The sequence below is a fragment of the Streptomyces sp. NPDC048514 genome (assembly GCF_043199955.1).
In the GTDB taxonomy this organism is placed as follows: domain Bacteria; phylum Actinomycetota; class Actinomycetes; order Streptomycetales; family Streptomycetaceae; genus Streptomyces.
Map to the genome: position 1 here is coordinate 370,150 of NZ_JBICWT010000005.1, position 25,528 is coordinate 395,677.

The window sequence follows — 25,528 nt, forward strand, 5'->3', positions numbered from 1 at the left end:
TCCCTGACAAACAGGGACCGCCCTGCCGTGCGGTCACCGCGGCGAACCCGCGGAGTCTCACGCGGCGATCTTCTGCTTCACCTGCGCGAGGGAGGGGTTCGTCAGCGTGCTGCCGTCGGCGAAGAGCACGGTCGGGACCGTCTGGTTTCCGCCGTTCGCCTTCTCCACGAACGCGGCCGAGTCCGGGTCCTGCTCGATGTTGATCTCGGTGTAGGCGATGCCCTCCCGCTCCATCTGGCTCTTCAGCCGACGGCAGTAGCCACACCAAGTCGTGCTGTACATCGTCACGGTGCCCTGCATGTCTTCGCGCTCCTCAGGCAGCTCGGAAAAGTCGTCCGGGGTTAGAACGTAGGGGATCGGCCGGTCATTCCCCGCCGGGGTACCCCCGCGCGGCCGGGGCACGGGCGCCGACTGTGACACCTGCCGCATTAGTACGACTGCGGGTGCGCGCCTGTGGACAACCGGCACAGCAGTCTCCGGCGACCTGGCAGCATGGCGGTGTGACAGCAGCAACGCACTCCACCCTCTTCCCGCAGGCACCGGACACGGCCGACGCGGTGCTCGAAGGGCTCGACCCCGAGCAGCGCGAGGTGGCCACCGCCCTGCACGGGCCGGTGTGCGTCCTGGCCGGCGCGGGCACGGGCAAGACGCGGGCGATCACCCACCGCATCGCCTTCGGGGTGCGCGCCGGGATCCTGCAGCCGTCCAGCGTGCTCGCCGTCACCTTCACCAACCGCGCCGCCGGAGAGATGCGCGGCCGGCTCCGCCAGCTCGGCGCGCACGGCGTCCAGGCGCGCACGTTCCACTCCGCGGCCCTGCGTCAGCTGCAGTACTTCTGGCCGAAAGCGATCGGTGGCGGCATGCCCCGGCTCATCGACCGCAAGATCCAGCTCGTCGCCGACGCGGCCGCCGCCTGCCGCACCAGGCTCGACCGGGGCGAGCTGCGGGACGTCACCGCCGAGATCGAGTGGTCCAAGGTCACCCAGACGGTCCCCGCCGATTATCCGTACGCGGCTGCGAAGGCCGGCCGCGTCAGCCCGCGCGACCCCGCCGAGATCGCCCACCTCTACGCGGCCTACGAGGACCTCAAGCGCGACCGCTCGGTGATCGACTTCGAGGACGTCCTGCTGCTGACCGTCGCCGTCCTCCAGGACCGGACCGACATCGCCGAACAGATCCGCGCGCAGTACCAGCACTTCGTCGTCGACGAGTACCAGGACGTCAGCCCGCTGCAGCAGCGGCTGCTGGAGCTGTGGCTCGGCGACCGCGAGAGCCTGTGCGTCGTCGGCGACGCCAGCCAGACCATCTACTCGTTCACGGGAGCAACGCCCGACCATCTCCTCGACTTCCGCGCCAAGCACCCCGGCGCCACCGTCGTGAAGCTGGTCCGTGACTACCGCTCCACCCCCCAGGTCGTCCGTCTGGCCAACGGGCTGCTCGCCCAGGCCCGCGGCCGGGCCGCCGACCACCGGCTGGAACTGGTCTCCCAGCGCGGCCCGGGCCCCGAGCCCGGCTACACGGAGTACACCGACGAGCCCGCCGAGGCCGAGGGCGCCGCCCGCCGCATCCGGGAGCTGATCGACGCGGGCGTCCCGCCCGCCGAGATCGCCGTCCTGTTCCGTACGAACGCCCAGTCGGAGACCTACGAGCAGGCCTTCGCCGACGCAGGGGTCCCCTACCAGCTGCGCGGCGCCGAGCGGTTCTTCGACCGGCCCGAGGTCCGCAAGGCCTGGGCCGCCCTGCGCGCCGCGGCCCGCTTCGGTGCCAACGACTCCCTGCTGGACGACGTCGTCGACCTGCCCTCGCAGGTCCGTGCGGTGCTGTCCGGCGAGGGCTGGACCACTGAACCCCCGGCCGGCTCCGGTGCGGTCAGGGAGCGCTGGGAATCGCTCGCCGCGCTGGCCGGCCTCGCCCACGCCCTGGCCGCCGCCAAGCCCGGCGCCACCCTCGGCGACTTCGCGGCCGAGCTGGACGAGCGGGCGAACGCCCAGCACGCCCCGACCGTCCAGGGCGTCACCCTCGCCTCCCTGCACGCCGCCAAGGGCCTCGAATGGGACGCCGTCTTCCTGGTCGGGGTCGCCGAGGGCATGCTGCCCATCAGTTATGCCAAGACCGACGAGCAGATCGAGGAGGAACGCCGGCTCCTCTACGTCGGCGTGACCCGAGCCCGGGAGCGACTCCATGTCTCCTGGGCGCTGTCCCGCTCACCCGGTGGCCGCCCCAACCGCCGGCCCAGCCGCTTCCTCGACGGCCTGCGCCCCGGCACCACCGCCACCGTCGGCCGCACGGGCCCCGGCTCCGCCGCCCATGGAGGCGTCGAGCGCGGGATCACCGGGAGCACCGTCGCCGCCCCCCGGCGCGCCCAGCGCGTCCCGGCCCGCTGCAGGGTCTGCGGCCGCACGCTGACCGAGGCGGGCGAGATGAAGCTGATGCGCTGCGAGGACTGCCCGTCGGACATGGACGAAGGACTCTACGAGCGGCTCAGGCAGTGGCGGGCGGTCCAGGCCGAGCGCAGCGGACAGCCGGACTTCTGCGTCTTCACAGACCGGACCTTGATGGCCATCGCCGAGGCACGGCCGGAGAGTCCTGCCGAACTCTCCCGCATCCCAGGTGTCCTCAGCCGCAAGCTGCGCAGCCACGGGGCCGACGTACTGGCCATCTGCGCAGGCCAGGAACCCGGCGGGGACGGCGAGAGCGACTGATGCGAACTCGTCGAAAAAATAGTTTGCGCATGCCCAGGCAATCCCCATAGGTTCTAGGCACGGAAGCAGCGGCCTTCTCGAAGACCGCAGCTTCGTGTTGTACTTGCATACCCGAGTGGGCTGGTTCATCCCAGCCCCTGAGACGCCGAGAGGAGGCGAGTCCAGTGATCAGCATCAACTTCAGCACCATCAGCGCGGCCAAACTGACCGATCGCTCGGCCGTCTCCACGTGCATGCTCGGCGCCTCGAACAAGGGCACCGGTCTGTCCGGCATTCGTGCCGTCCGTCCGGCGTCCTCCGCGTCCCTTGCGGGCCTTCCCGTCCGCGAGCGCAATGAGCGACCGACCAAGGCACTGGAAGCGGTAGCGGCACAGGCTCATGCCTATGCCTTTGCGGCGGCCGGTGCCGGATTCCGGAAGCAGACGACGCAGCACCACCTGATGTGGGCCTTCCGTGGGCCAGAACCCTGGAGTGATCCAGCCTGATCGCCGATCAGGCCGGCGCCTTCAGGGCCGCGGAACCCCACCCGGGATCCGCGGCCCTTCTGTTTGCCCCGAACGGGGCAGCGGAGCGAAGGGGCCTCGGGACAGGAAACGAACCCGGTACTAAGCCGCCACCGGTCAACCGGCCGGACCGACCAGACGAGGAAACCGAACCGTGCAACTCGAAGCGCACGCCCCGTCCGTACCGCCTTCACAAACGCTCCCCCCGCCCGGTCTCACGGAGGACTCCACCTTGACCCCCCTCACCGCGCTCACCGCGCTCGACGACGCCATCGAGAACCTCGGCGTACCCGTCCCGTGCCGCTCCTACGACCCGGAGGTCTTCTTCGCCGAGTCGCCCGCGGACGTGGAGTACGCCAAGTCCCTCTGCCGCACCTGCCCGCTGATGGAGGCCTGCCTCGCCGGCGCCAAGGAGCGACGTGAGCCCTGGGGCGTCTGGGGAGGCGAGCTCTTCGTCCAGGGTGTCGTCGTCGCCCGGAAGCGGCCGCGTGGTCGCCCGCGGAAGAACCCGGTCACCGCATGAACACCGCAGGAACGATCGATCGCCCCGTCACGCACGACCCCCAGAAGCAGGCCCCGATGAAGCCGTCCACCAGCGAGCCCGCAGGCTCCGCGATCCCGGAATTCACCACCACCGGCGCGACCGAAGCGCGCCAGGACAGGAACCGAGAAATGCAACTCATGCAAGAAGCCCTGGCTCGTGCGCATATGCACGAGCAACTCCGTGACGCCGCGGACGAGCGCCGGGCCATGCGCCTGGCGGTCGCCCAGCGGATGCAGCGCCGGGCCGAGCGCGCCTCGATGCGCGCCCGCCGCGCGCTCGCCATGGCCGTCATGCAGTAACCCTCACACCACAGAAGCGGTGGCCTCCCGGTCCAGGGAGGCGAAGACTTCCTCGCGGGGGCCGGTCCGGCCGAACGGACCGGCCCCCGCGGTGCGTTGCGTACGGCGATCCAACGGCCGCGGGGTTATCGTCGCGGCGTGACGAGTCTTCCCGGGGGCAGTGATCAGGGCGGCTCCACCGCGGAGCCCCGTCGTGTTTTCTGCGCCCGCTGCGGCACCCCCGCCGACGACCCCCAGCCGGTCACCTGGACCTGCTCCGTGGAGGACGGCGTCCGGCGCTACTTCTGCGAGAACTGCTCCAGGGAGAACCTGCGGGCGATCGAGGGCCGGCTGGACCCTTCCTGGTGGTGAGCACCCGCCTGCCAAACGACGGCCACGCCGGCGACGGCGAGACGGGACTGCCGCCCGGCCCCGAATCCCGCCGACATCGGGGCGCCCGCCGCTCACGCGCCGCCGACATCGGGGCGCCCGCCTCACGCGCCGCCGCAGCGGGGCGCCGCCGCTCACGTCACGCGCCCGCCGCCTCCTCCTCCGCCGGATCGGCTTCGGAGCGGAAGCCGGGCAGCCACTCCTGGAGTTCGTCGCGCATCCGCACCGTGGCGCCCAGCTGGCACAGCACCCCGATCGTACTGAGCGTGACCCGGTGGATCAGCAGATAGGCCGGCGGCAGGTTGAGCCGCTTGCCCAGCTGATAGGCGGGGGAGCGCGGGTCGGCGATACGGGCGGCCTGGCCGCGCATCCACGATCGGGTGAAGGTGAACGCCTCGACCCGGGCCGGCTCGATGATCGGCAGCAGGTAGTCCAGGACGGCGTCCGGATGCAGCTCTATGGACTCCTTCACGAACCCCTCCTCGCAGAGGAGTTCGTAGACCGACTCGGCGTCGCCGTCCAGCGTCAGCCGCAGCGAGACACCGATCGGCCGGGGCAGACCTCCGGGGAGCCGGTCGACCGTGCCGAAGTCGAGGACGCCCAGACGCCAGTCCTCCTCGCCGGCCGGGCCGCCGGGCAGCAGACGGAAGTTACCCGGATGCGGGTCGGCGTGCAGCAGTCCGGTGCGGGCCGGGCCCGAGAACAGGAACCGGGCGAGCAGCTGGCCGGCCCGGTCGCGCTGCTCCTGGGTGCCGTCGTTGATGATCTCCGACAGCGGGATGCCGTCGATCCACTCGGTGACCAGGACCTGCTCGCACTGGTGCACCACCGCCGGGACGACCACGTCCGGGTCGTCCGCGAACTCCTCCGCGTGCGCGCTCTGGGCCTGGGCCTCCAGCCCGTAGTCCAGCTCCTCGGAGACGCGGTCCCGCAGCTCCGCGATGAGCGGCTTGATGTCCATGCCCGGGATCAGCGGACCGAGCAGCCGCGCGAAGCGGCTCAGCTGACCGAGGTCGGACAGCAGGGCCTCACCGGCACCCGGGTACTGCACCTTGACGGCCACCTCCCGGCCGTCGTGCCACACCGCCCGGTGCACCTGGCCGATGGAGGCCGCGGCCGCCGGCTTGTCCTCGAACTCCTCGAAGAGGTCGCGCCAGTCCGGCCCCAGCCGCTCCGCGAGGACCGCGTGCACCGTCCGGGTCGGCATCGGCGGTGCCGCCTCCTGGAGCTTGGTCAGTGCCGCCCGGTAGGGGCCGGCGACCTCCTCGGGCAGCGCCGACTCGAAGACGGACAGGGCCTGCCCGAACTTCATCGCGCCGCCCTTCAGCTCTCCGAGCACCTTGAACAGTTGCTCCGCCGTGCGCTGTTGCAGCTCCCGGCCGACGATCTCCGCCGACTCACCCACGATCCGCTTGCCCAGCCCCCACGTGGCCCGGCCGGCGAAGCCGAGCGGGAGCGCGGCGAGCTTGGCGGTACGGGTGACCGCCTTCCGGGGAAGATCAGACATGCGCCCTCCAGGTCCCAGTCGGCCGCGCCGCTCCTGCCTCGCGTCGTCGGTGCGCCGACGGCCGTTGCACCGCCATTGTCGCGCGCCGGTGGCCGCCGATTGCGGAGTGCCTCCCCTTACCTCTCTCCGCAGCGCCGCATCCGCATGCCGGATGTGGCCGGACCGGTCGGGAAGCCCAGTTCAGGCCGGGTAGGGACAGCTCCCAGCGGACCCCGGCACCTGTTGGCGACTCGCCGTCGAGGAATGCCAGGGCGTGCGCCGCGGCGAGTCCGGCGACCGCCGTGGCCAGTGTCAGATCGCAGGCCCCGACCGGGCGGGCGCGACCGGACCGCCACTGGGAGAGCAGCCGGGGCCAGGCCGGGTCCCGGTCCGTGCGGTCCTCGTGCAGACAGCGGGCGCAGCCCGTCTCGCCGGGCAGGACGAGCGGGCCGACCACGCCGGTGGCCTCCACGACCCCGGCGAACAGGTGGGGTGTGCCGGACGTCATGAGCGGCTCGGCGGGGAGTGGATCCGGTGCGTGCACGGCCACGTCGTCCCGGGGCGCGAGAATCACCAAGGAGAAGCCGGGGTCCGGGGTGCCGGAGCCGGGGGAGCGCCGGCGGCGCGGCGCGCTGTCCGGGGCCGCGCGGCGGACGGCGGCCCGCGCCGCCGTCTCCCGGCGATCGCCGAGGGACTCGGCGGGCAGCCCGCCCGGCGCCACGTCCCAGGGCTCCACACGGCCCTCGTCCGTCACGTCGACCTCGCCGACACCGGCAGCCGACAGCACCGACGCCAGCACGGCGCCGACCCGCCCGGCGCCGCGCACCTGCACCCGCAGGGCTCGGCGGGCGGCGAGCCGGGCGAGCGCGCCGCCCGGTTCGCCGGTGGTCAGGCTCAGTGACGCGAGGTCGGGGCGCAGCCGCCGAAGGACGTCCTCCTTCTCCCGCAGGACGGTCGCGGCCGGTCCGCCGCCTCGTGCGTCGTCGAGGAGGCCCGCGCGGCCCAGCCGTCCCACCAGCGCGTCGGCATGGCCGTCCGGCAGGGCCATGCGGCGGGCCTCCTCGCGCAGCAGCGGAAGCCCGCGGGTGCCGTTGAGCAGGTCCAGGAAGCCGCCCGTCGCCGCGTCCACCGGTCCGAGTGTCAGCGCGTGCGCCGGCGTCATACCGAACTGCACGGTGTCGAGATCACGCCAGCCGCGCCGCAGCGCCGGCTTCACCATCGGATGCATGACTGGCCCCTGTATCCGTTGAAACATCCCAGAACGTCCGTGAACACCATCGACCGACGGAACCGGTCACGCTCCGCCCACGACCGCCAGCATGCCCGCCCCGGGCGTCGAGTGCGGAAGGTTATCCACAGGCTGGGGGTGTTCGTCGTATAAATCAATCGCCATCATGCGGACAAGTGACCGGATGAAAATCGGCAAAGCGGGCATTGTGATCGGTCGTACGAATCAAACGCATGGTGGGGGATCGGCATCGAAGCGTCCCGCAGCCGGGACTTGCCGGTGCCCAGCGGGTAACGTCGGGGCGTGCCCGCCGACCCACTGCACCGCGCCGGAAAGCCACAGCGCAGCACGACGAGCCAGCCGCCCGGCGGCTCCAGGGCGAGCGCGATCGAGGTCCGCAGGAGTGCCCGGCGCCGCCGGACGGTCTCCGCGTACCGCGAGGGCGATCGCACCGTCGTGCTCATCCCCGCCCGGATGTCGAAGGCGGAGGAGCAGCGCTGGGTGACCGTCATGCTCGACAAACTCGCCGCCCAGGAGAGCAAGCGGCTGCTGGGCGACGCCGAGCTGGCCGAGCGCGCCGAGCGGTTGTCGGCCCAGTACTTCGGCGGCCGGGCCCGGCCCGTCTCGGTGCGTTGGGTCACCAACCAGAACACCCGCTGGGGATCGTGCACGCCGGCCGAGGGCAGCATCCGGCTCTCGCACCGTCTGCAGGGCATGCCGGAGTACGTGGTCGACTACGTGCTCTGCCACGAGCTGGCGCATCTGCTCGTCCCCGGGCACGGTCCCGACTTCTGGCGGCTGCTGGAGTCCTACCCACGCACGGAGCGCGCCCGCGGCTACCTCGAGGGCGTGGTCGCGGCCGAACGGCTGCCGCACGCGCCGGGCGCGCGTGGCGAGTGAGCACCCCGGCCGGCACCCGCGCCTGAACCATGCGCCGACCGCGCCACGGTTGTCGGCCGCCCGTGTCCGAGCCACTGGCCGGCGTCCGCGCGTGAGCAGTCGGCCGCCCGTGCCCGAGCCACTAGCCGGCGTCCGCGCGTGAGCCGTCGGCCCGCGCCCGCGCCCGCGCATAAGCTTCCACGCGGGCGCCCGCGTGTGCGCGGGTGGGTGCGGTTGTGTACCGGGTCTGTACCGACCGGGCCCGATCGGGGCCGATGTCGGCCGTTGCCGTTAGCCTGGCGCGACGCACTCACATTCGGGATGGGGGACGGTCGTAACGCATGGCCAGGGAATTCCAACGCGGCCACAAGGCCAGGATCAGTGACCTCACGGCGGGCACGGATCTGTACGTAGGCGTGCAGATCGCCGGCCCCGGACTGACCTTCGACATCAGCTGCTTCGGTCTGGACGCGGACGAGCGCCTGTCGGACGACCGGTACTTCGTCTTCTTCAACCAGCCGAAGTCCCCGGAGGAGTCCATCCAGCTGCTGGGTGCCCAGGCGGGCGACACGGAGTCCTTCCGGATCACGCTCGACCGGATCCCGCCGCAGATCCGCAAGCTCTCCTTCACGGCGACCATCGACGGCGCCGGCCAGATGTCCCAGGTCGCCCCCGGCCATCTGCGCATCGTGGCGGGTGGCGAGGAGGTCGCCCGGTACTCGTTCAACGGCTCGGAGTTCTCCACCGAGCGGGCCGTGATGCTCGGTGACTTCTACTTCAAGGACGGCTGGCGGTTCGCCGCGGTCGGGCAGGGCTTCGACGGCGGTCTGGACGCGCTGCTGAAGAACTTCGGCGGCGAGGTGCTGGAGGAGGAGGCGCCCGCCGCTCCGCAGCAGCCGCAGTCCGGCGCCGCACCCGGTTTCGCACCGCCCGCCCAGGCCGCCGCTGCGCCCGCGTTCGGCGCCCCCGCCGCTCCGGCCCCGGCGCCGCAGCCCGCTCCGGCACCCGCACCGCAGCCCGCCCCGCAGGGTTTCGCGCCGCCGCCCGGCCACACACCGCCCCCGGCTCCCGCGCCGAACGTGCACGCCGCACCGACGATCATCGCCCCCCTCACCCCGTCCGGCGGCAACGTCCCGCCCCCGCCCCCGGCGCCCTACGGTCAGCCGCCCCAGCAGCCGTCGTACGGCGGCGGGGCGAGCGCGCCGATGCCTCCGGGGTACGGTCAGCAGCCGCCCGGCTACGGCGGGCCGCCCACCGCGCCCATGCCCCCGGGCTACGGCCAGGTACCCGGTCAGCAGGCCGCCCCCTACGGTGTGCCGCAGGGCGCGCCGCAGGGCGGTGCCGGAGTGACGGCCGCGCTCCAGGCGTTCAAGGAGACGCCGACCGGGCAGCGCTGGACCCAGCAGAACAAGAAGCTCGTCCGCGTCGACCTCGGCATCGGCGGGCAGCCCGTGCTGGCCCGGCAGGGCAGCATGGTGCTCTACCAGGGCAAGGTGGACTTCGGCTACAAGGGCGCCGGGTTCGCCGGGCGGATCGTCGGCAACGCCACCGGCCAGGAGATGCAGCTGATGCGCTGCACGGGCCAGGGCCAGGTGTTCCTCGCCGAGAACTCCGCCCACCTGCACCCGGTCGAGCTGCAGGGCGACGCCATCTGCGTCTCCGCCGAGAGCGTCCTCGCCTTCGACGAGAGCCTGCAGTACGAGGTCCGCCGCGTCGAGGGCCACGGCATTCCCGGCGGTGCGCTGTTCACCATGCAGTTCCAGGGCACCGGCACGATCGTCGTCAAGACGCACGGCACGCCCGTGGTCCTGCCGGTCACGCCGACCACCTTCGCCGACTGCAACGCGGTCGTGGCCTGGTCGGCGGCCTCCCAGGTGATCGTCTCCAGCCAGGTCCGCATGCGCCGCAACGCCTATCCGGGCGACACCGGGGAGAGCGTCAACCTCCAGTTCCGGGGCGCACCCGGCAACTTCATCGTCGTCCAGCCGTACGAGGTCTGAGGGAGCCCGTCATGAACCAGCCGCTCGCGGGCTACGCCCCCGCACCCGTCACCGCGCGCATGGAGAACCACGGCAACCACATGCTGAAGGTCGCCATGCAGACCGGGAGCGACCTCCTCGCACGCGTGGGGTCGATGGTCGCCTACGAGGGCTTCGTCCAGTACGAGCCCAACCCGCCGGCCGTCCGCCAGATCGCCCGCGACTGGATCACCGGCGAGGGCGCGCCCCTGATGAAGTGCTCCGGCGACGGCCTGCTCTACCTCGCCGACTACGGCGCCGACGTCGTCGTGATCAACCTCAACGGCGACGGCATCTCCGTCAACGCCACCAACCTGCTCGCCTTCGACGCCCACCTCAGCTGGGGTGTGGAGCGGGTCAAGGGCCTGGCGAAGTTCGCCGGGCAGGGCCTGTGGAACACGAAGATCTCCGGCCAGGGCTGGGTCGCGCTGACCTCCCGGGGCAAGCCGATCGTCGTGGACTGCGGTGGCGGCGAGGACGAGACCTACGTCGACCCGGACGCGCTCGTCGCCTGGTCCCCGAACCTGAAGGTGAAGGGCAAGCGCAGCTTCAAGGCACAGTCGCTGATCGGCCGGGGCAGCGGCGAGGCCTACCAGATGGCCTTCTCCGGCCAGGGCATCGTCGTCGTCCAGCCCAGTGAGGACAGCACCGACCGCCTCCGGGTCCGGGGCTGAGGGGGAGCCAGAACACCATGCAGAGCCCGCTTTTCGCGCACAACGACCTGCAGACCCAGGAGCGCTGGAGCCTGCAGAACAAGCAGATGCTCCGCGTGACCCTCGAGGGTCACGACGACATCCTCGCCCGCAAGGGCACCATGGTCGCCTACCAGGGCCTGGTCGAGTTCGACGCCGAGTACCGCAGCAACAACCAGTCACGCGCGCGTGCGTACACCGGCGAGGGCCTGGACCTGATGCGCTGCCACGGCCAGGGCACGGTCTACCTCGCCAACCTCGCGCAGCACGTGCACGTCATGGACGTCGAGCAGGACGGGCTGACCGTCGACAGCTCCTACGTCCTCGCCATGGACTCCTCGCTGCACCACGAGGTCGTCGCCGTCGACAGCCTCTACGGCATCTCCGGCTCCGGGAAGTACCAGCTGAACATCACCGGACGCGGCAAGGTCGCCCTGATGACCTCGGGCGCGCCGCTGCTGATGCCGGTCACACCCGACAAGTACGTCAACTGCGACGCGGACGCGATCGTCGCCTGGTCCACCGGGCTGCGCGTGCAGATGCAGGCCCAGACGCACTCCTCCGGTGTCTGGCGCAGGCGCGGCAACACGGGTGAGGGCTGGGAGCTGAGCTTCATGGGCTCGGGTTTCGCGCTCGTCCAGCCCAGCGAACTGCTGCCGCCGCAGAACGCGCAGGTCGGGCAGGGCCTCGCCGCCCAGTTCGGCATGGGGCAGCAGGGCGCGCGCGGACAGAACCAGGGCAACGTCTGGAGCTGACCGTCCGCACAGCAGACGTGAGGGGCGACCGCCGAGGCGTTCGCCCCTCACGCGTTCGCCCCTCAGACGGCCGCCCCTCAGCCGGCCGCCCCCTGCGCCCGGTGGCTTCCGTGCCTGCCCCGGGGGCCTGCAGGCCGTTCAGAGCCGGGCGCGGGTCGCTTCCAGCAGACGTACGACCGACTCGTCCGCCACGTCCGCCACCTCGTCGTAGGCGAACCAGCGCAGGTCGAGGGACTCGTCGCTGATCGCCTCGACGGCACCGGCCGGGGCGAGCGCCGCGTACTGGACGTCGAGGTGCCAGGCGCACGGCGTGCGATGGCGGTCCAGGCGCACCGGCCCACCGGGCAGCAGGGTCAGCCCCACGACGCCCGACTCCTCCGTCGCCTCGCGCAGCGCGGCCGCCGCCAGCGTGGCGTCGGCCGGCTCGCAGTGGCCGCCCATCTGCAGCCACATCCGCAGCTTCCTGTGCAGGGTGAGCAGCACTCGGCCCCGCGCCGGATCGATCACCAGGGCACTCGCCGTTACGTGACCGTCCGCGCAGGCCTTCCACATGCCGTCCGGGTGTGCCTCCAGATGGCTCAGGTAGGCCTGGCGCAGCTCCTCCTGGCCCTCGTACTCCTTCAGGACGAGGGCCGCGTCGTCGTGCAGGCTCACTCGGCGTCGTCGCCCTCTGTCTCGCCGTCGTCCCTCTTGCGCAGGTCGGGCCTGCCCTCGGAACCGGCACCGGAATCCGTGCCGGTGCCGGAGCCGGACCCTGATCCGCCCGCGGCCTCGCCGAGCATCCTGTCCAGCTCGGAGAAGTCCAGCTGCTCGCGGTGCACGAAGCCGTCCGGGTCGTCCAGGTCGCTCGCGGTCGGCAGCATGTCCGGGTGGTGCCACAGCGCGTCCCGGCCGTCGACCCCGCGCGCGTCCGTGAGCGAGGCCCACAGGCGGGAGGCGTCGCGCAGCCGGCGGGGACGCAGCTCCAGCCCGATCAGCGTGGCGAACGTCTGCTCCGCCGGGCCGCCGGTCGCGCGGCGACGGCGCAGGGTCTCGCGCAGGGCGTCGGCGGACGACAGACGCGGCTTCGCGGCCGCGTGGACCACCGCGTCCACCCAGCCCTCGACGAGCGCCAGGGCGGTCTCGAGCCGGGCCAGCGCGGCCTTCTGCTCGGGCGTGTCCTCGGGCTGGAACATGCCCTGCTGGAGGGCGTCCTGCAACTGCTCGGGGTTCTGCGGGTCGAACTGGCCGACCACGTCCTCCAGCTTGGCCGTGTCGACCTTGATCCCGCGCGCGTAACCCTCGACCGCGCCGAACAGGTGCGAGCGCAGCCACGGCACGTGCGCGAAGAGGCGCTGGTGCGCGGCCTCGCGCAGGGCCAGATAGAGCCGCACCTCCTCCTGCGGGACACCGAGGTCCTTGCCGAAGGCCTCGGCGTTGGCCGGGAGCAGCGCGGCCTTGCCCGCCGGGCCCAGCGGCAGGCCGACGTCCGTGGAGCCGACGACCTCGCCCGCGAGCACCCCGACGGCCTGCCCGATCTGCGTGCCGAACATGGCACCGCCCATCGAGCGCATCATGCCGATCAGCGGGCCCGCCATGGCCTGCATCTCCTCCGGCAGGACATCGCCCATGGCCGCGCCGACCCGCTCGGCGACCGGGTCGACCAGCTCCTGCCACGCGGGCAGGGTCGCCTCGACCCACTCCGCGCGGGACCAGGCCACCGCGGACGCGGAGCCCGACGGCAGGGACGTGGCGTCGTCCAGCCACAGGTCGGCCAGGCGGACGGCCTCCTCGACCGCCCTGCGTTCGGCCGGGCCGACGCTCGCGTCCTTCGTGCCGTCCGGCGCGCCCTGGGCGACCGTCTGGCGGGCGATCTGCTTGGCCATGTCCCAGTTCACCGGGCCGCCCTCGTAGGAGAGCATCTGGCCCAGCTGCTGGAACGCGGCGCCCAGGTCCGTTGGGTTCAGGGAACCGAACATGGCTGCGAACGGATTGTCGGCGCCGGGGCCGCCAAAGCCTCCGGCTCCGGGCATGCCGCCGAAACCGAAAGGATTGGCCGGTCCCTGCTCACCGCCGCTCTGCTGGTCCTTCTTCTTGCCCTCGTCGCCGTCTTCCGGCTCCTCCGGCGGAAGGCCGAATCCGAATGGGGTGTCACTCACGGGATTCCTCGGCTGGTAAGGCCACCGGTTCTCTCCGGCGGCGCGGCTGCCCGACGTCACCACCCAGCGTAGACACCCGGACCCGATCGGGGCTCGGTGCTTCGCCCACGGAAGGCCTGCGGCAGGATGGATACACCTGGTACGCACGCGTCACACGCGCTCGTACTGAAGACAACCGCTGGAGACGCCCGGTGAGTTCCCCAGATCCACAGGTTCGCGCAGCGCGAAACCCCTCAACCCCTCCCGCCCTGCGCGGGCCCGTCGTCGCGGTCACCGGCGCCGCCGGCGGTATCGGCGCCCTGCTCACCGGGCGGCTCGCCGCTTCCGAGGAGATCAAGCAGGTCATCGCCATCGACGAGCGGCGCGGGGAGTGCGCCGACGCCCAGTGGCACATCCTCGACGTGCGCGACCCGGCGATCGCGGACAAGCTGCGGGGCGCGGACGTGGTCGTGCACCTCGCGCTCGATCTCGATCTCGAGAGCGATGCGGCGGCCCGCACGGCGTACAACGTCCGGGGAACCCAGACCGTGCTGACGGCAGCGGCGGCGGCCGGCGTGCACCGGGTGGTGCTGTGCACCTCGGCGATGGTCTACGGGGCCCTGCCGGACAACGAGCTGCCCCTGTCGGAGGACGCCGAGCTGCGGGCGACGGCCGAGGCCACGGGCGTCGGGGACCTGCTGGAGATCGAGCGGCTGGCCCGGCGGGCGCCGCGGGCCCACCCGGGACTGAACGTCACCGTCGTGCGGCCGGCCGTCCTGGTCGGGGGCACGGACACGGCACTGACCCGGTACTTCGAGTCGCCCCGGCTGCTGGTGGTGGCCGGGTCGCGGCCCGCGTGGCAGTTCTGCCACGTCGAGGATCTCTGCAGCGCTCTGGAGTACGCCGTCCTCGAGAAGGTCGACGGGGAGCTGGCCGTCGGCTGCGACGGGTGGCTGGAGCAGGAGGAGGTCGAGGAGCTGAGCGGGACCCGGCGGATGGAGCTGCCGTCCGCGGTGGCGCTCGGCGCGGCGGCGCGGCTGCACCGGATCGGGCTCACTCCGTCCCCGGCGGGGGATCTCGCCTACACGATGTACCCCTGGGTGGTCAGCGGGAGCCGGCTGCACGACGCCGGGTGGCGTCCGAAGTGGACCAACGAGGAGGTGCTCGCGGAGCTGCTGGAGGAGGTCTCCGGGCGGCACACGGTGGCCGGCCGGCGGCTCGGGCGCAAGGACGCGACCGCCGCGGGGGCGGCGGGGGCGACGGTGGCACTGCTGGGCGCGGCGGCTGTCGTACGGCGGGCCCGGAAGGCTCGCCGGCGCGTGTGACGCAGGGCTTCGCCCCTGGGATCCCGCCGAGCCGCACCCCGAGCCGCACCCCGTGGACCCCTGCCAGGGGCTCCGCCGTGCGGGCCCGGCGGCGGACCGGCCGGCCGGGGGGTGCTGTAGGAGGCTCCAAGCGCGCCCGCGCGCGTGCCTGGTGAATCTCGTATTCCCCGGCGTCGCAGGCGTGCGGCACGATGGGGGTATGGCACACGCGAACGAGCACCCCGGTGAGCAGGCGGCTCAGGATCCCATCAAGCTGATCGGCATCCGGGAGACCGCGCTCTCCGTGGACGAGGTGTTCCAGGCGGTCGGGGACGCGGCGGCCGGGGGCATCGCGCTGTTCGTGGGCACCGTGCGGAACCACGACGGGGGCGCCGACGTGGACGGGCTCGGCTATTCCTGCCATCCCAGCGCCGAGGCCGAGATCCGCCGGATCGCCGAGAAGGTCGTCGCGGATCACCCGGTGCGCGCGCTGGCCGCCGTCCACCGGATCGGGGACCTGCGGGTCGGGGATCTCGCCGTGGTGGTCGCCGTCGCCTGTCCGCACCGGGCCGAGGCCTTCGCGGCCTGCCGGAAGCTGATCGACGACCTCAAGCACGAGGTGCCCATCTGGAAGCACCAGAAGTTCTCCGACGGCACGGAGGAGTGGGTCGGCGCCTGTTGACCCACGGCGGGGAGAGCTGGCCCCGAGCAGAGCTGACCCGAGTAATGCCGGCCCCGAGTAGTGCCGGCCCCGAGCAGACCTGGCCCCCGGCGAGCAGAGCTGAGCCCGGCGAGCGGGGCCGTCGAGCAAATTCGGGCAAAAGGGTCACATAGTGCACACCGGCCCCTCCGGTTGCGTAACCGGACCCCTCGCGTGAGCGTTGTCAGTGCGGCTGGTTAATCTGCTGATCAGTCAGTTGCGGACGCTCATGGGGTTGGGAGGTCGGCATGGCGGCGCTCGCCTGGTTGCTGATTCCGCTGGTGGCCGCGATAGCGGCCGGGCTGTGGGGCGGTTGGGCCAACCGGACCCGCAGGGTGCGCGGTGACGGCCCGGAGCTGGACGGGTACGCCCGCTTCCGTGCGGCCATGGAGAAGACCGACTCCGGTGCGCGCGGCGCGTGATCCCGGCGCCCTGACGGTGCGCTGACAGAGGCGTCCCGTACTGTCTTGGCATGCCACGCCGCACCGCGACGATGCTCGCCTCCACCCTGATGCTGATCGCGCTCCTGTGCGCCGGGGTACTCATCCCCGTGCCGTATTCGGAGATGTCTCCGGGCCCCACCGTGAACACGCTGGCGGAGCACGACGGCGAGCCGGTGCTGCAGATCTCCGGGCACAAGACCTACCCGGCGGACGGCCACCTGAACATGACGACCGTCCGGGTGACCAGCGCGGACTTCCGGATGAACCTGGTGGAGGCGGTCTACGGCTGGCTGGCGCACGACAGCAAGATCGTGCCGCACGACACGCTCTACCCGGACGGCAAGACGGAGCAGCAGTCCACTCAGGAGAACGCCGAGGAGTTCAGCCAGTCCCAGGAGAGCGCCAAGGTCGCCGCCCTGAAGGAGCTGGGCGTCCCGGTGAAGTCGTGGGTGATCGTCTCCACCGTCGTCAAGGATTCCCCGGCGGAGGGCAAGCTGCACGCCGGTGACGTGATCAAGGCCGTGGACGGCACGGCGGTCAAGCAGCCGACCGACGTGGCCAAGCTGGTGACCAAGCACGAGGCGGGGCAGGACGTCGTCTTCACCGTCGTCCCCGCCAAGGAGCAGGCGGCCGCCGAGAAGGCGAACAGGACGGCCACCGGTACCCGGGACGTGAAGATCACGACCGTCACGTCGGCCGACAGCGGCGCCAAGCGGGCCATCGTCGGGATCTCCGCCGGGACCGACCACACCTTTCCGTTCACCATCGACATCAAGCTCGCCGACGTCGGCGGGCCCAGCGCCGGTCTGATGTTCGCCCTCGGCATCTACGACAAGCTCACCCCGGGCGACCTCACCGGCGGCAAGTTCGTCGCGGGCACGGGGACCATCGACGACGAGGGCACCGTCGGGCCGATCGGCGGCATCGAGATGAAGACGGTCGGCGCGCGCGACAAGGGCGCCCAGTACTTCCTCACGCCGGCCGCGAACTGCGCGGCGGCGGCCAAGGACACCCCCAGCGGGCTCACCCTGGTCAAGGTCAAGACGATCCGCGACGCGCTGGACGCCCTGAAGGACATCCGCAGCGGGAACACCGCGGCCCTGCCCGAGTGCGCCGCCAAGGGCTGAGCGGTCCGAGACACGGCTGGGGGCGCCCGTGGATCCCGGGCGCCCCCATCGCCGTACCCGCAGAGGCCTCAGTCCGCGAACGTGGCGGCCAGTGCCTCCGCGAGGCCCGGCACCAGGGCGGGCCCGGTCAGGACCTCCGTGGAGGAGTCCTTCTCGCGCAGCCGCAGCGCCGACTCGCGGCCGCCGTCACGCAGCACCGCGACCGTCATGCGGACCTCCTGACGCTCGGGGTGCTCGGCCACCCACTTGGTCAGCTTCGCCTCGCTCAGGCCCTGCGGGACCTGCGCCTCGGCCGACGGCGGCAGCATCATGCGCTCCACGGTGAGCGCGCACCCGACCACGGCGTCGGGCCAGGCGATGGTGCCGAGGAACTCGTCCAGCGGCTTGCCGGACGGGATCTCGTCCTGCTCGATCGGGGTGAGACCGGCGGTCTCGGACTCTTCCCCGAGGCCCAGCTGGGCCGCGAGCGAGGGTTCCTGAACCCGCAGCCGTGCGGTGTCGACAAGGGCGAAGAGGCGGGCGGGCTGGTCCCAGCCGAGGCCGGAGGCGTACTCGTCGATCTCGAGTACGGCCCGGGTGAGCGGGCTCGCTGCCATGGGAGTGTTGGACATGGTCACAATCCTGCCTCGTTCCCGGCCGGAATCGGGAACCGAGTAAACCGTGAGTAAGTTGCATAGGTGTGGGCCCGCGATCACGGCGGGCCACGGGGGGCCCGCGAACACGAGGGCCTGACGGATCGACAGCGACATCGAGGTGCGCACCTTGGCTTTCCAGATGCCGGACCGCGGCGGAGGCTCGACGGGACCGCGGATCAGAGCGGGCCGCCCGTCCCGGCGCGTCCGGACCCTGCTCGTGACACTGGGCGTCCTGGCCGTCCTCGGCATGGCGTTCACCATGTTCGCGGGCTTCTGGACGGACTGGCTGTGGTACCGGTCGGTGCACTACTCGTCCGTGTTCACCACCACACTGTGGACCAAGATCGGGCTGTTCTGCGTCTTCGGTCTGCTCATGGCGGTCGCCGTCGGCGTCAACATCTGGCTCGCGCACCGGCTGCGGCCCCCGCTGAGCGCCATGTCCATGGAGCAGCAGAGCCTCGACCGGTACCGGATGGGTATCGCGCCGTACAAGAAGTGGCTGCTGCTCGCCGTGACCGCCCTCGTGGGGCTGATCGCCGGCGCCTCGGCGTCCGGCCAGTGGCGGACCTGGCTGATGTGGGTCAACGGCGTGCCCTTCCACCAGAAGGACCCGCAGTTCCACCTCGACGTCTCCTTCTACGCCTTCGATCTGCCCTGGTACCGCTTCCTGCTGGGCTTCGGCTTCGCCGCGGCCATCCTGAGCCTGATCGCCGCAGCGCTCACGCACTACCTGTACGGCGGGCTGCGGGTCACCAGCCCGGGCGCGCGCGCCACGGCCGCCGCGACCGGGCATCTGTCGGTGCTCCTCGGCATCTTCGTGGCGCTGAAGGCGGTCGCCTACTGGCTCGACCGGTACGGCCTGGCCGTCAAGTCGAGCGACTTCAAGGCGACCGACAACTGGACGGGCCTGCGGTACGTCGACGCCAACGCCTACCTGCCGGCGAAGACCATCCTGTTCTGCATCGCCGTCATCTGCGCGCTGCTGTTCTTCGCCACGCTGTGGCGGCGCACCTGGCAGCTGCCGGTCATCGGCTTCGGCCTGATGGTCCTCTCGGCGATCCTGATCGGCGGCCTGTACCCGGCGATCGTGCAGAAGTTCCAGGTCCAGCCCAACGAGCAGGCCAAGGAAGCGCCGTACGTCCAGAAGAACCTCACGGCGACCCGCGAGGCCTACGGCATCGACGACACCAAGGTCACCGAGTACCCGGGCAAGTCCACCGCCACGGACAAGACCAAGCTCCGCGACGACGTGAACGACGCGGCCGGCATCCGCATCATGGACCCGAACATCGTCTCGCCGACGTTCCAGCAGCTTCAGCAGATGAAGAACTACTACGGGTTCCCGACCAACCTCGACGTCGACCGGTACCCGACCAAGGACGGCAAGGACCAGGACACCGTCCTCGGCCTGCGCGAGCTGAACCTGGACGGCGTCCCGAAGAACAACTGGATCAACGACCACTTCCGCTACACGCACGGCTACGGCGCGGTCGCCGCCAAGGGCACCGAGGCCAACGCCAACGGTGAGCCGGTCTTCACCGAGTACGACCTGCCGTCCAAGGGCGACCTCGGCTCGTACCAGCAGCGGATCTACTACGGCGAGAAGACCACCACCTACTCCATCGTCGGCGGTCCGCAGAAGGAGATCGACTACTCCGACGACAACGGTGACAAGACCACCAGCTACCAGGGCAGGAGCGGGGTCAACCTCGACAACCCGGTCAACCGGGCCGCGTACGCGGTGGCGTTCAACGAGCCGCAGATCCTGTACTCGGGCGCGATCGGCAAGGGATCGCGGATCCTGTACAACCGCACGCCCAAGGAGCGCGTGGAGGCGGTCGCCCCCTGGCTGACCATCGACGGTGACGCCTACCCGGCTGTGGTGAACCACCGTATCCAGTGGATCGTCGACGCGTACACGACCACCAACGGCTACCCGTACGCCTCCCGCACGACCCTCGGTGACACGACGGCCGACTCGCTGACCGCGACGAACAACTCCCGTGCGGTGGTGGCCCAGCAGAACCAGGTGAACTACATCCGCAACTCGGTGAAGGCGACCGTCGACGCGTACAGCGGCGACGTCAAGCTCTTCGAGTGGGACACCAAGGACCCGGTGCTGAAGACCTGGATGAAGGCCTTCCCCGGCACGGTGCAGCCGAAGAGTTCCATCTCCCCGGACCTGATGGACCATCTGCGTTACCCGCAGGATCTGTTCAAGGTCCAGCGCGAGCTGCTCACCCGCTACCACGTGACGGACGCGCAGACGTTCCTCACCGGCAGCGGGGTGTGGCAGGTGCCGGACGACCCGACCAACAAGTCGGGCAACGCGGTGCCGCCGTACTACCTGAGCATGAAGATGCCCGACCAGGCCGAGCAGGCGTTCTCGCTCTCGACGACGTTCACGCCCAACGGACGTTACAACCTGGCCGCGTTCATGTCGGTGGACGCGGAGGCGGGCAGCAGTGACTACGGCAAGATCAGAATCCTGAAACTGCCGACCAGTACGACCGTAGACGGACCGAAACAGATCCAGAGCCAGTTCAACTCCGAACAGGACATCGCCGCCGCGATCAAGCTCCTCAAGGGCGGTGATTCGGAGGTCGAGTACGGCAACCTGCTGACGGTGCCACTGGACGGCGGACTGCTCTATGTGGAGCCGGTCTACGTACGCGGTGGCGGACTCAAGTACCCGTTGCTGCGCAAGGTGTTGGTCACCTACGAGGGCAGGACCGCGTTCGAGAACACGCTCGGCGAGGCGCTCGACAAGGTCTTCGGCGAGCAGGGGCCGGCCACCACACCCCCTGACACGGGCACCACCAACCCGCCGCCGTCATCGGTCAATCCGACGGTCCGGCAGGCGCTGGACGACGCCCAGAAGGCCTTCGAGGCCGGTCAGAAGGCATTGCAGCAGCTGGACGGCCCGGACTGGTCCGCCTACGCCGAGGCGCAGAAGGACCTCCGGGACGCGCTCGAGCGGGCCCGGGACGCGCAGAGCAAGACCGGCGGCGACAAGAACGCCGACAAGAGCACCGACAAGAAGGCCGACGAGAACGCCGGCAATGCCGCCGACAAGGCGGCGTCCGGCGGTGGCAGCGACAGTTGATCAAGCGCCCCCCGAACCGTGGTACGGTTACAGCACAACGGCGCGGGGTGGAGCAGCTCGGTAGCTCGCTGGGCTCATAACCCAGAGGTCGCAGGTTCAAATCCTGTCCCCGCTACTGAAGTCGAAGGCCCGGATCCAACAAGGATCCGGGCCTTCGTGGTGTGCGAACTCATGTGCTGCGGGAGATGGACGGCCGCGCCGCCGTGGGGAGTTGGCCGTCCTGTGTTTGACTTGTCTCCCTGTGGGCATGTCGACAAAACGCTGAAGTGACCTCACGGGCTGCGGTATACCGGGTGTACCCAGGTTGCAGGTGGTGCGACGATGGACGTTATGGGGGACAAGGCAGCTCTGTTCGGGTCAAGGCGATTTGTGCAGCCTTCCGGTACGGAGCCGGCCCGCGACGAAATGGTGGACATGGGGGAAACCGCCGAGGAGACGCGCCTCGCGCTCGCCGCCCAGAGCGGCGACGCCGAGGCGTCCAGCGTCCTCGGTGCCATGCTGCTGCGCCGCGGCGACCTCGACGGGGCCGAGCCCCATTTGCGCGCCGCCACCGCGGAGGGTGACCGGGCCGCGGCCAACAACCTGGGCGTCCTGCTGCACCAGCGCGGCTACCCCGAGGAGGCGGCCGGCTGGTGGCGGATCGCCGCCGTCGCCGGCTCCGCCGCCGCGGCGCACGCGCTGGGCCGCCACCACCGCGAGCGAGGGGACGAGCCGGCCGCCGAGTACTGGCTGCGCCAGTCCGCCGAGCAGGGCCACGCCCTCGGCGCCTACGCGCTGGCCGACCTGCTGGAGCACCGCGCGGACGCCGGCGCCGAGCACTGGATGCGGGCCGCGGCCGAGCGCGGGCACCGGGAGGCCGCCTACCGGCTGGCGCGCGCGCTCGACCACGGCCCCGGCCCCGAGGGCGAGAGCGGCACCGACAACGCTGTCGAAGAGGCCGAGCAGTGGTACCGGCAGGCCGCCGCCCGGGGGCACCGGCGGGCCGCCCTGCAGCTCGGGGCGATCCTGGAGAAGCGCGGCGAACTGAAGGAGGCCGGGCGCTGGTACCTGACCTCGGCCAAGGACGGCGAGGCGCGCGCCGCCTGCGCCCTCGGCTTCCTGCTGCGGGACGCCGGGGACACCGAGAGCGCGGCCGTGTGGTGGCTGCGCGCGGCCCAGGACGGCGACGGCAACGCGGCCAACGCGCTCGGCGCGCTGCACGCAGAGCGCGGCGAGACGCAGACGGCCGAGCGCTGGTACCGGGCCGCGCTGGACGCCGGTGACGACAACGGCGCCTACAACCTCGGGCTGCTCTGCGCCGAGCAGGGGCGGACCACGCAGGCCGAGCAGTGGTACCGGCGGGCCGCCTACGCGGGGCACCGGGAGGCGGCCAACGCGCTGGCCATCCTGCTGCTCCAGGGCGGCGACACGTCCGGGGCCGAGCCGTGGTTCTCCAAGGCGGCCGAGGCCGGCAGCGTGGACGCCGCGTTCAACCTCGGCATCCTGTACGCGGGCCGCGGCGAGGAGGAGGCGCTGCGGTGGTACGAGCGGGCGGCCGCCGCCGGGCACACCGAGGCCGCGCTTCAGGTCGGCATCGCGCGGCTGCGCGAGGGCGACGAACGGGACGCCGAACGGCACCTGCGGTGTGCCGCCGGCGGCGGAAGCGCGGAGGCGGCATACCGGCTGGCCACCCTGCTCGACGCGCGCCGGCCGCCGCAGCCCGAGCACGAGCTGGGTGAGGTCGTCCACGAGAAGACCGAGTGCGAGGAGTGGTACGAGCGGGCGGCGACCCAGGGGCACCGGCGGGCGCAGGTGCGGGTGGGCATGCTGGCCGCCGCCCGGGGCGACGTCGTGGAGGCCGCGCGGTGGTACCGAACGGCCGCCGAGGCAGGTTCGCGCAACGGCGCCTTCAACCTCGGCCTGCTACTGGCGCGCGAGGGAAGCGAGCCGGAGGCCGCCGTGTGGTGGACGCGGGCCGCTGACGCCGGGCACGGCCGGGCGGCGCTGCGGCTGGCCCTGGTCTACGCGCGTCGCGGTGAGCTGGCCGAAGGGCAGAAGTGGGCCGACAGGGCGGTCGCCCTGGGCCCGGCCGAGGTGACCGAACGAGCCGGGCGGCTCCGGGACGCGCTGCGCGAGGAGCTGTCGGCGTGACCTGCGCCGACGGCCGGACGTGACCCCGGCCACCTCGGCCCCCATGGATTTGCTTCTGCGCGATCCCCTCGCGTAATGTCGTATTCACCGACGCGGGGTGGAGCAGCTCGGTAGCTCGCTGGGCTCATAACCCAGAGGTCGCAGGTTCAAATCCTGTCCCCGCTACTGAAGCCCGAGGGCCGGAATCCGGAAACGGATTCCGGCCCTCGGTTTTTTTCGTGCCCTCGGTTTTTTTCGTGCCCTCGGGTTTTCGTGCTTCGGCCTTTCACGCCCTCCGTGTTCGCGCGCGTCGGTCGTTGCGCGCGCACATGACCGGCCCGCCACCCCTCCGGTCCCGCGCGGACACACGAAGAGCCCCGGCGGACGCCGGGGCTCCAGGGAAGCGGGTAGGGGTTACGCGCTCGCGCAGTTCGGGCAGAGCCCGCGGTACGTCACCTCGACGTCCGACACCGTGAAGCCGAAGCGCTCGGTGTCGGGAAGGTCGGCGAGCGGATTGCCCGTCGGGTGGACGTCACGGATCGAGCCGCACCCGGCGCAGACCAGGTGATGGTGCGGCTGGTGCGCGTTCGGGTCGTACCGCTTGGCGCGCTTGTCCGTCGTGACTTCCAGCACCTCGCCGAGGGAGACCAGCTCGCCCAGCGTGTTGTAGACGGTCGCCCGGGAGATCTCCGGCAGCTTCACGACGGCCCGTGCGTGGACCTCGTCGGCCGTCAGATGGACGTGCTCGCCGTTCAGGACCTCGGCCACCACGCGTCGCTGCGCGGTCATCCGCCATCCGCGTCCACGCAGCCGTTCCAGAAGGTCGCTCATGACCACCAGCCTAACAGCAGGCAAGACCAGGTTGGGAACTGGTGTGAGATTAGATCGATATTGGACTTAGACAAAGTCTATTGTAGGATCGAGCATGGCTTTGGCCATGGGACAGGACCAGTCGGCATTGACGCAGGAGGAGCACGTGACGCAGGGACCGCTCACCACGGAGGCCGGTGCCCCGGTCGCCGACAATCAGAACAGCGAGACCGCAGGCGTCGGTGGCCCCGTTCTCGTCCAGGACCAGCTGCTCCTGGAGAAGCTGGCCCACTTCAACCGGGAGCGCATCCCGGAGCGCGTGGTGCACGCCCGGGGCGCGGGCGCCTACGGCACCTTCACGGTGACGGCCGACGTCACGAGGTACACGCGCGCCGCGTTCCTCTCCGGGATCGGCAAGGAGACCGAGGTCTTCCTGCGCTTCTCGACCGTGGCGGGCAACCTCGGTGCGGCCGACGCCGTCCGTGACCCGCGCGGCTTCTCGCTGAAGTTCTACACCGAGGAGGGCAACTACGACCTCGTCGGAAACAACACCCCGGTCTTCTTCGTCCGGGACGCGATCAAGTTCCCGGACTTCATCCACACCCAGAAGCGTGACCCGTACACGGGTAGCCAGGAAGCGGACAACGTCTGGGACTTCTGGGGTCTGTCGCCCGAGTCCACGCATCAGGTGACCTGGCTCTTCGGTGACCGGGGCATCCCGGCGTCGTACCGGCACATGGACGGTTTCGGCTCGCACACCTTCCAGTGGAACAACGCGGACGGCGAGGTCTTCTGGGTCAAGTACCACTTCAAGACCGACCAGGGGATCAAGAACCTCACCGCGCAGGAGGCCGAGCTGCTCGCGGGCCGGGATCCCGATTCCCACCAGCGCGACCTGCGCCAGGCGATCGAGCGCGGCGAGTTCCCGAGCTGGACCGTGGGCGTGCAGATCATGCCGGCCGTGGACGCGGCGGCATACCGCTTCAACCCGTTCGACCTGACCAAGGTGTGGCCGCACGCGGACTACCCGGTCGTCGAGATCGGAAAGCTGGAGCTGAACCGCAACCCGCGCAACGTCTTCGCCGAGGTCGAGCAGTCGATCTTCTCCCCGGCGCACTTCGTGCCCGGCATCGGCCCGTCACCCGACAAGATGCTGCAGGGCCGGCTCTTCGCCTACGGCGACGCCCACCGCTACCGCGTCGGCGTCAACGCCGACCACCTGCCGGTGAACCGCCCGCACGCCACCGAGGCGCGTACGAACTCGCGCGACGGTCACCTCTACGACGGCCGCCACGGCGCCGCGAAGAACTACGAGCCGAACAGCTTCGGCGGGCCGCAGCAGACCGGCCGCCCGCTGTGGCAGCCGTTCGACGGCTTCACCGCCGGGACCGGCGACCACCCGGCGCCCGCGCACGCCGAGGACGACGACTTCGTGCAGGCGGGCGACCTCTACCGGCTGATGTCGCAGGAGGAGCGGGAGCGCCTGATCGGCAACCTCGCCGGCGCGATCTCGCAGGTCTCGCGCGAGGACATCGCGGAGCGCGCGATCGCCAACTTCCGCAACGCCGACGCCGACTTCGGCAAGCGGCTGGAGGAGGCGGTGCGGGCGCTGCGCGGCTGAGCCGGCCGCCTCCGCGGCCGGGCGGGCCGGACCCCACGGTGCTCCGGGGTCCGGCCCGCTCCGTGCGTCGAGGGCGCGTGC

23 protein-coding genes and 2 tRNA genes are annotated in these 25,528 nt (G+C 71.3%); 18 read left to right on the forward strand and 7 right to left on the reverse strand.

All coding sequences use genetic code 11. The features are described 5' to 3' along the window. Positions 1-57: 57 nt before the first annotated feature. Entirely contained in the window at positions 58-300 is a 243-nt protein-coding gene (locus ACGFT2_RS13355; RefSeq protein WP_393277180.1) for a mycoredoxin, read from the reverse strand. A 113-nt stretch (positions 301-413) separates the two neighbouring features. On the opposite strand from ACGFT2_RS13355, the gene ACGFT2_RS13360 reads away from it, so the two are divergent. The 5 genes from ACGFT2_RS13360 (at position 414) to ACGFT2_RS13380 (ending at position 4,399) form a co-directional block, all read left to right on the forward strand. After that, a complete protein-coding gene (locus tag ACGFT2_RS13360; RefSeq protein ID WP_393277183.1) occupies positions 414-2,702 on the forward strand; it encodes an ATP-dependent DNA helicase UvrD2 in 2,289 nt (762 codons plus the stop codon). 164 nt (positions 2,703-2,866) lie between these two features. Further along, positions 2,867-3,187, forward strand: a complete 321-nt coding sequence (locus tag ACGFT2_RS13365; RefSeq protein ID WP_393277186.1) for a hypothetical protein — start codon at positions 2,867-2,869, stop codon at positions 3,185-3,187. Positions 3,188-3,359: 172 nt separating this feature from the next. After that, positions 3,360-3,728: a WhiB family transcriptional regulator gene (locus ACGFT2_RS13370; RefSeq protein ID WP_381657754.1), complete on the forward strand. Its 369-nt coding sequence runs from the start codon at positions 3,360-3,362 to the stop codon at positions 3,726-3,728. Then, a complete protein-coding gene (locus tag ACGFT2_RS13375; protein WP_393277188.1) occupies positions 3,725-4,048 on the forward strand; it encodes a hypothetical protein in 324 nt (107 codons plus the stop codon). The genes ACGFT2_RS13370 and ACGFT2_RS13375 overlap by 4 nt, the downstream gene beginning before the upstream one ends. A gap of 138 nt (positions 4,049-4,186) precedes the next feature. Next, positions 4,187-4,399: a hypothetical protein gene (locus tag ACGFT2_RS13380; RefSeq protein WP_393277190.1), complete on the forward strand. Its 213-nt coding sequence runs from the start codon at positions 4,187-4,189 to the stop codon at positions 4,397-4,399. A 157-nt stretch (positions 4,400-4,556) separates the two neighbouring features. Here the strand turns inward: ACGFT2_RS13380 and ACGFT2_RS13385 are convergent, their stop codons facing one another. Beyond that, entirely contained in the window at positions 4,557-5,924 is a 1,368-nt protein-coding gene (locus ACGFT2_RS13385) for an ABC1 kinase family protein (protein WP_393277192.1), read from the reverse strand. Further along, the gene (locus ACGFT2_RS13390; protein WP_393277195.1) at positions 5,917-7,131 is read right to left on the reverse strand and encodes a TOMM precursor leader peptide-binding protein; all 1,215 of its coding nucleotides are present in this window, start codon (positions 7,129-7,131) and stop codon (positions 5,917-5,919) included. The genes ACGFT2_RS13385 and ACGFT2_RS13390 overlap by 8 nt, the downstream gene beginning before the upstream one ends. Positions 7,132-7,434: 303 nt before the next feature. Here ACGFT2_RS13390 and ACGFT2_RS13395 point away from each other — a divergent pair, with 303 nt between their 5' ends. The 4 genes from ACGFT2_RS13395 to ACGFT2_RS13410 all read left to right on the forward strand — a co-directional run bounded on the left by ACGFT2_RS13395 (position 7,435) and on the right by ACGFT2_RS13410 (position 11,475). Beyond that, entirely contained in the window at positions 7,435-8,031 is a 597-nt protein-coding gene (locus tag ACGFT2_RS13395; protein WP_393277197.1) for a M48 family metallopeptidase, read from the forward strand. Positions 8,032-8,351: 320 nt separating this feature from the next. Then, the gene (locus tag ACGFT2_RS13400) at positions 8,352-10,010 is read left to right on the forward strand and encodes a TerD family protein (protein ID WP_393277200.1); all 1,659 of its coding nucleotides are present in this window, start codon (positions 8,352-8,354) and stop codon (positions 10,008-10,010) included. An 11-nt stretch (positions 10,011-10,021) separates the two neighbouring features. After that, a complete protein-coding gene (locus ACGFT2_RS13405) occupies positions 10,022-10,702 on the forward strand; it encodes an AIM24 family protein (protein WP_393277202.1) in 681 nt (226 codons plus the stop codon). Positions 10,703-10,719: 17 nt separating this feature from the next. Beyond that, positions 10,720-11,475 (forward strand): AIM24 family protein, encoded by a 756-nt coding sequence (locus ACGFT2_RS13410; RefSeq protein WP_393277205.1) that lies wholly within the window; start codon positions 10,720-10,722, stop codon positions 11,473-11,475. Positions 11,476-11,613: 138 nt separating this feature from the next. Here the strand turns inward: ACGFT2_RS13410 and ACGFT2_RS13415 are convergent, their stop codons facing one another. Continuing rightward, entirely contained in the window at positions 11,614-12,129 is a 516-nt protein-coding gene (locus ACGFT2_RS13415; RefSeq protein WP_393277208.1) for an NUDIX domain-containing protein, read from the reverse strand. Next, a complete protein-coding gene (locus ACGFT2_RS13420) occupies positions 12,126-13,613 on the reverse strand; it encodes a zinc-dependent metalloprotease (protein ID WP_393277210.1) in 1,488 nt (495 codons plus the stop codon). The genes ACGFT2_RS13415 and ACGFT2_RS13420 overlap by 4 nt, the downstream gene beginning before the upstream one ends. A gap of 191 nt (positions 13,614-13,804) precedes the next feature. Between ACGFT2_RS13420 and ACGFT2_RS13425 the strand changes: the two genes are divergently transcribed. The 4 genes from ACGFT2_RS13425 to ACGFT2_RS13440 all read left to right on the forward strand — a co-directional run bounded on the left by ACGFT2_RS13425 (position 13,805) and on the right by ACGFT2_RS13440 (position 17,166). Beyond that, on the forward strand, positions 13,805-14,917 hold the full coding sequence (locus ACGFT2_RS13425; protein ID WP_393277213.1) for an SDR family oxidoreductase: 1,113 nt from the start codon (positions 13,805-13,807) through the stop codon (positions 14,915-14,917). 199 nt (positions 14,918-15,116) lie between these two features. After that, complete coding sequence (locus ACGFT2_RS13430) at positions 15,117-15,578, forward strand: molybdenum cofactor biosynthesis protein MoaE (RefSeq protein WP_393277216.1); 462 nt, start codon at positions 15,117-15,119, stop codon at positions 15,576-15,578. Between the two features lie 266 nt (positions 15,579-15,844). Beyond that, positions 15,845-16,018, forward strand: coding sequence for a hypothetical protein (locus ACGFT2_RS13435; RefSeq protein ID WP_393277219.1), 174 nt, complete (start codon positions 15,845-15,847; stop codon positions 16,016-16,018). A 50-nt stretch (positions 16,019-16,068) separates the two neighbouring features. Next, positions 16,069-17,166, forward strand: a complete 1,098-nt coding sequence (locus ACGFT2_RS13440) for a PDZ domain-containing protein (RefSeq protein WP_393277221.1) — start codon at positions 16,069-16,071, stop codon at positions 17,164-17,166. A gap of 68 nt (positions 17,167-17,234) precedes the next feature. Here the strand turns inward: ACGFT2_RS13440 and ACGFT2_RS13445 are convergent, their stop codons facing one another. After that, a complete protein-coding gene (locus tag ACGFT2_RS13445) occupies positions 17,235-17,777 on the reverse strand; it encodes a PPA1309 family protein (RefSeq protein WP_393277224.1) in 543 nt (180 codons plus the stop codon). A 163-nt stretch (positions 17,778-17,940) separates the two neighbouring features. Between ACGFT2_RS13445 and ACGFT2_RS13450 the strand changes: the two genes are divergently transcribed. The 4 genes from ACGFT2_RS13450 (at position 17,941) to ACGFT2_RS13465 (ending at position 23,202) form a co-directional block, all read left to right on the forward strand. Further along, complete coding sequence (locus ACGFT2_RS13450; RefSeq protein ID WP_393277686.1) at positions 17,941-20,907, forward strand: UPF0182 family protein; 2,967 nt, start codon at positions 17,941-17,943, stop codon at positions 20,905-20,907. 41 nt (positions 20,908-20,948) lie between these two features. Further along, a tRNA-Met gene (locus ACGFT2_RS13455) sits at positions 20,949-21,022 on the forward strand. A gap of 206 nt (positions 21,023-21,228) precedes the next feature. Further along, positions 21,229-23,037, forward strand: coding sequence for a tetratricopeptide repeat protein (locus ACGFT2_RS13460; RefSeq protein ID WP_393277227.1), 1,809 nt, complete (start codon positions 21,229-21,231; stop codon positions 23,035-23,037). A gap of 91 nt (positions 23,038-23,128) precedes the next feature. Beyond that, a tRNA-Met gene (locus ACGFT2_RS13465) sits at positions 23,129-23,202 on the forward strand. A 228-nt stretch (positions 23,203-23,430) separates the two neighbouring features. Here the strand turns inward: ACGFT2_RS13465 and ACGFT2_RS13470 are convergent. Further along, positions 23,431-23,847 (reverse strand): Fur family transcriptional regulator, encoded by a 417-nt coding sequence (locus ACGFT2_RS13470; protein ID WP_393277229.1) that lies wholly within the window; start codon positions 23,845-23,847, stop codon positions 23,431-23,433. Between the two features lie 145 nt (positions 23,848-23,992). On the opposite strand from ACGFT2_RS13470, the gene ACGFT2_RS13475 reads away from it, so the two are divergent. After that, positions 23,993-25,447: a catalase gene (locus tag ACGFT2_RS13475; RefSeq protein WP_393277688.1), complete on the forward strand. Its 1,455-nt coding sequence runs from the start codon at positions 23,993-23,995 to the stop codon at positions 25,445-25,447. The last annotated feature ends 81 nt before the right edge of the window (positions 25,448-25,528 follow it).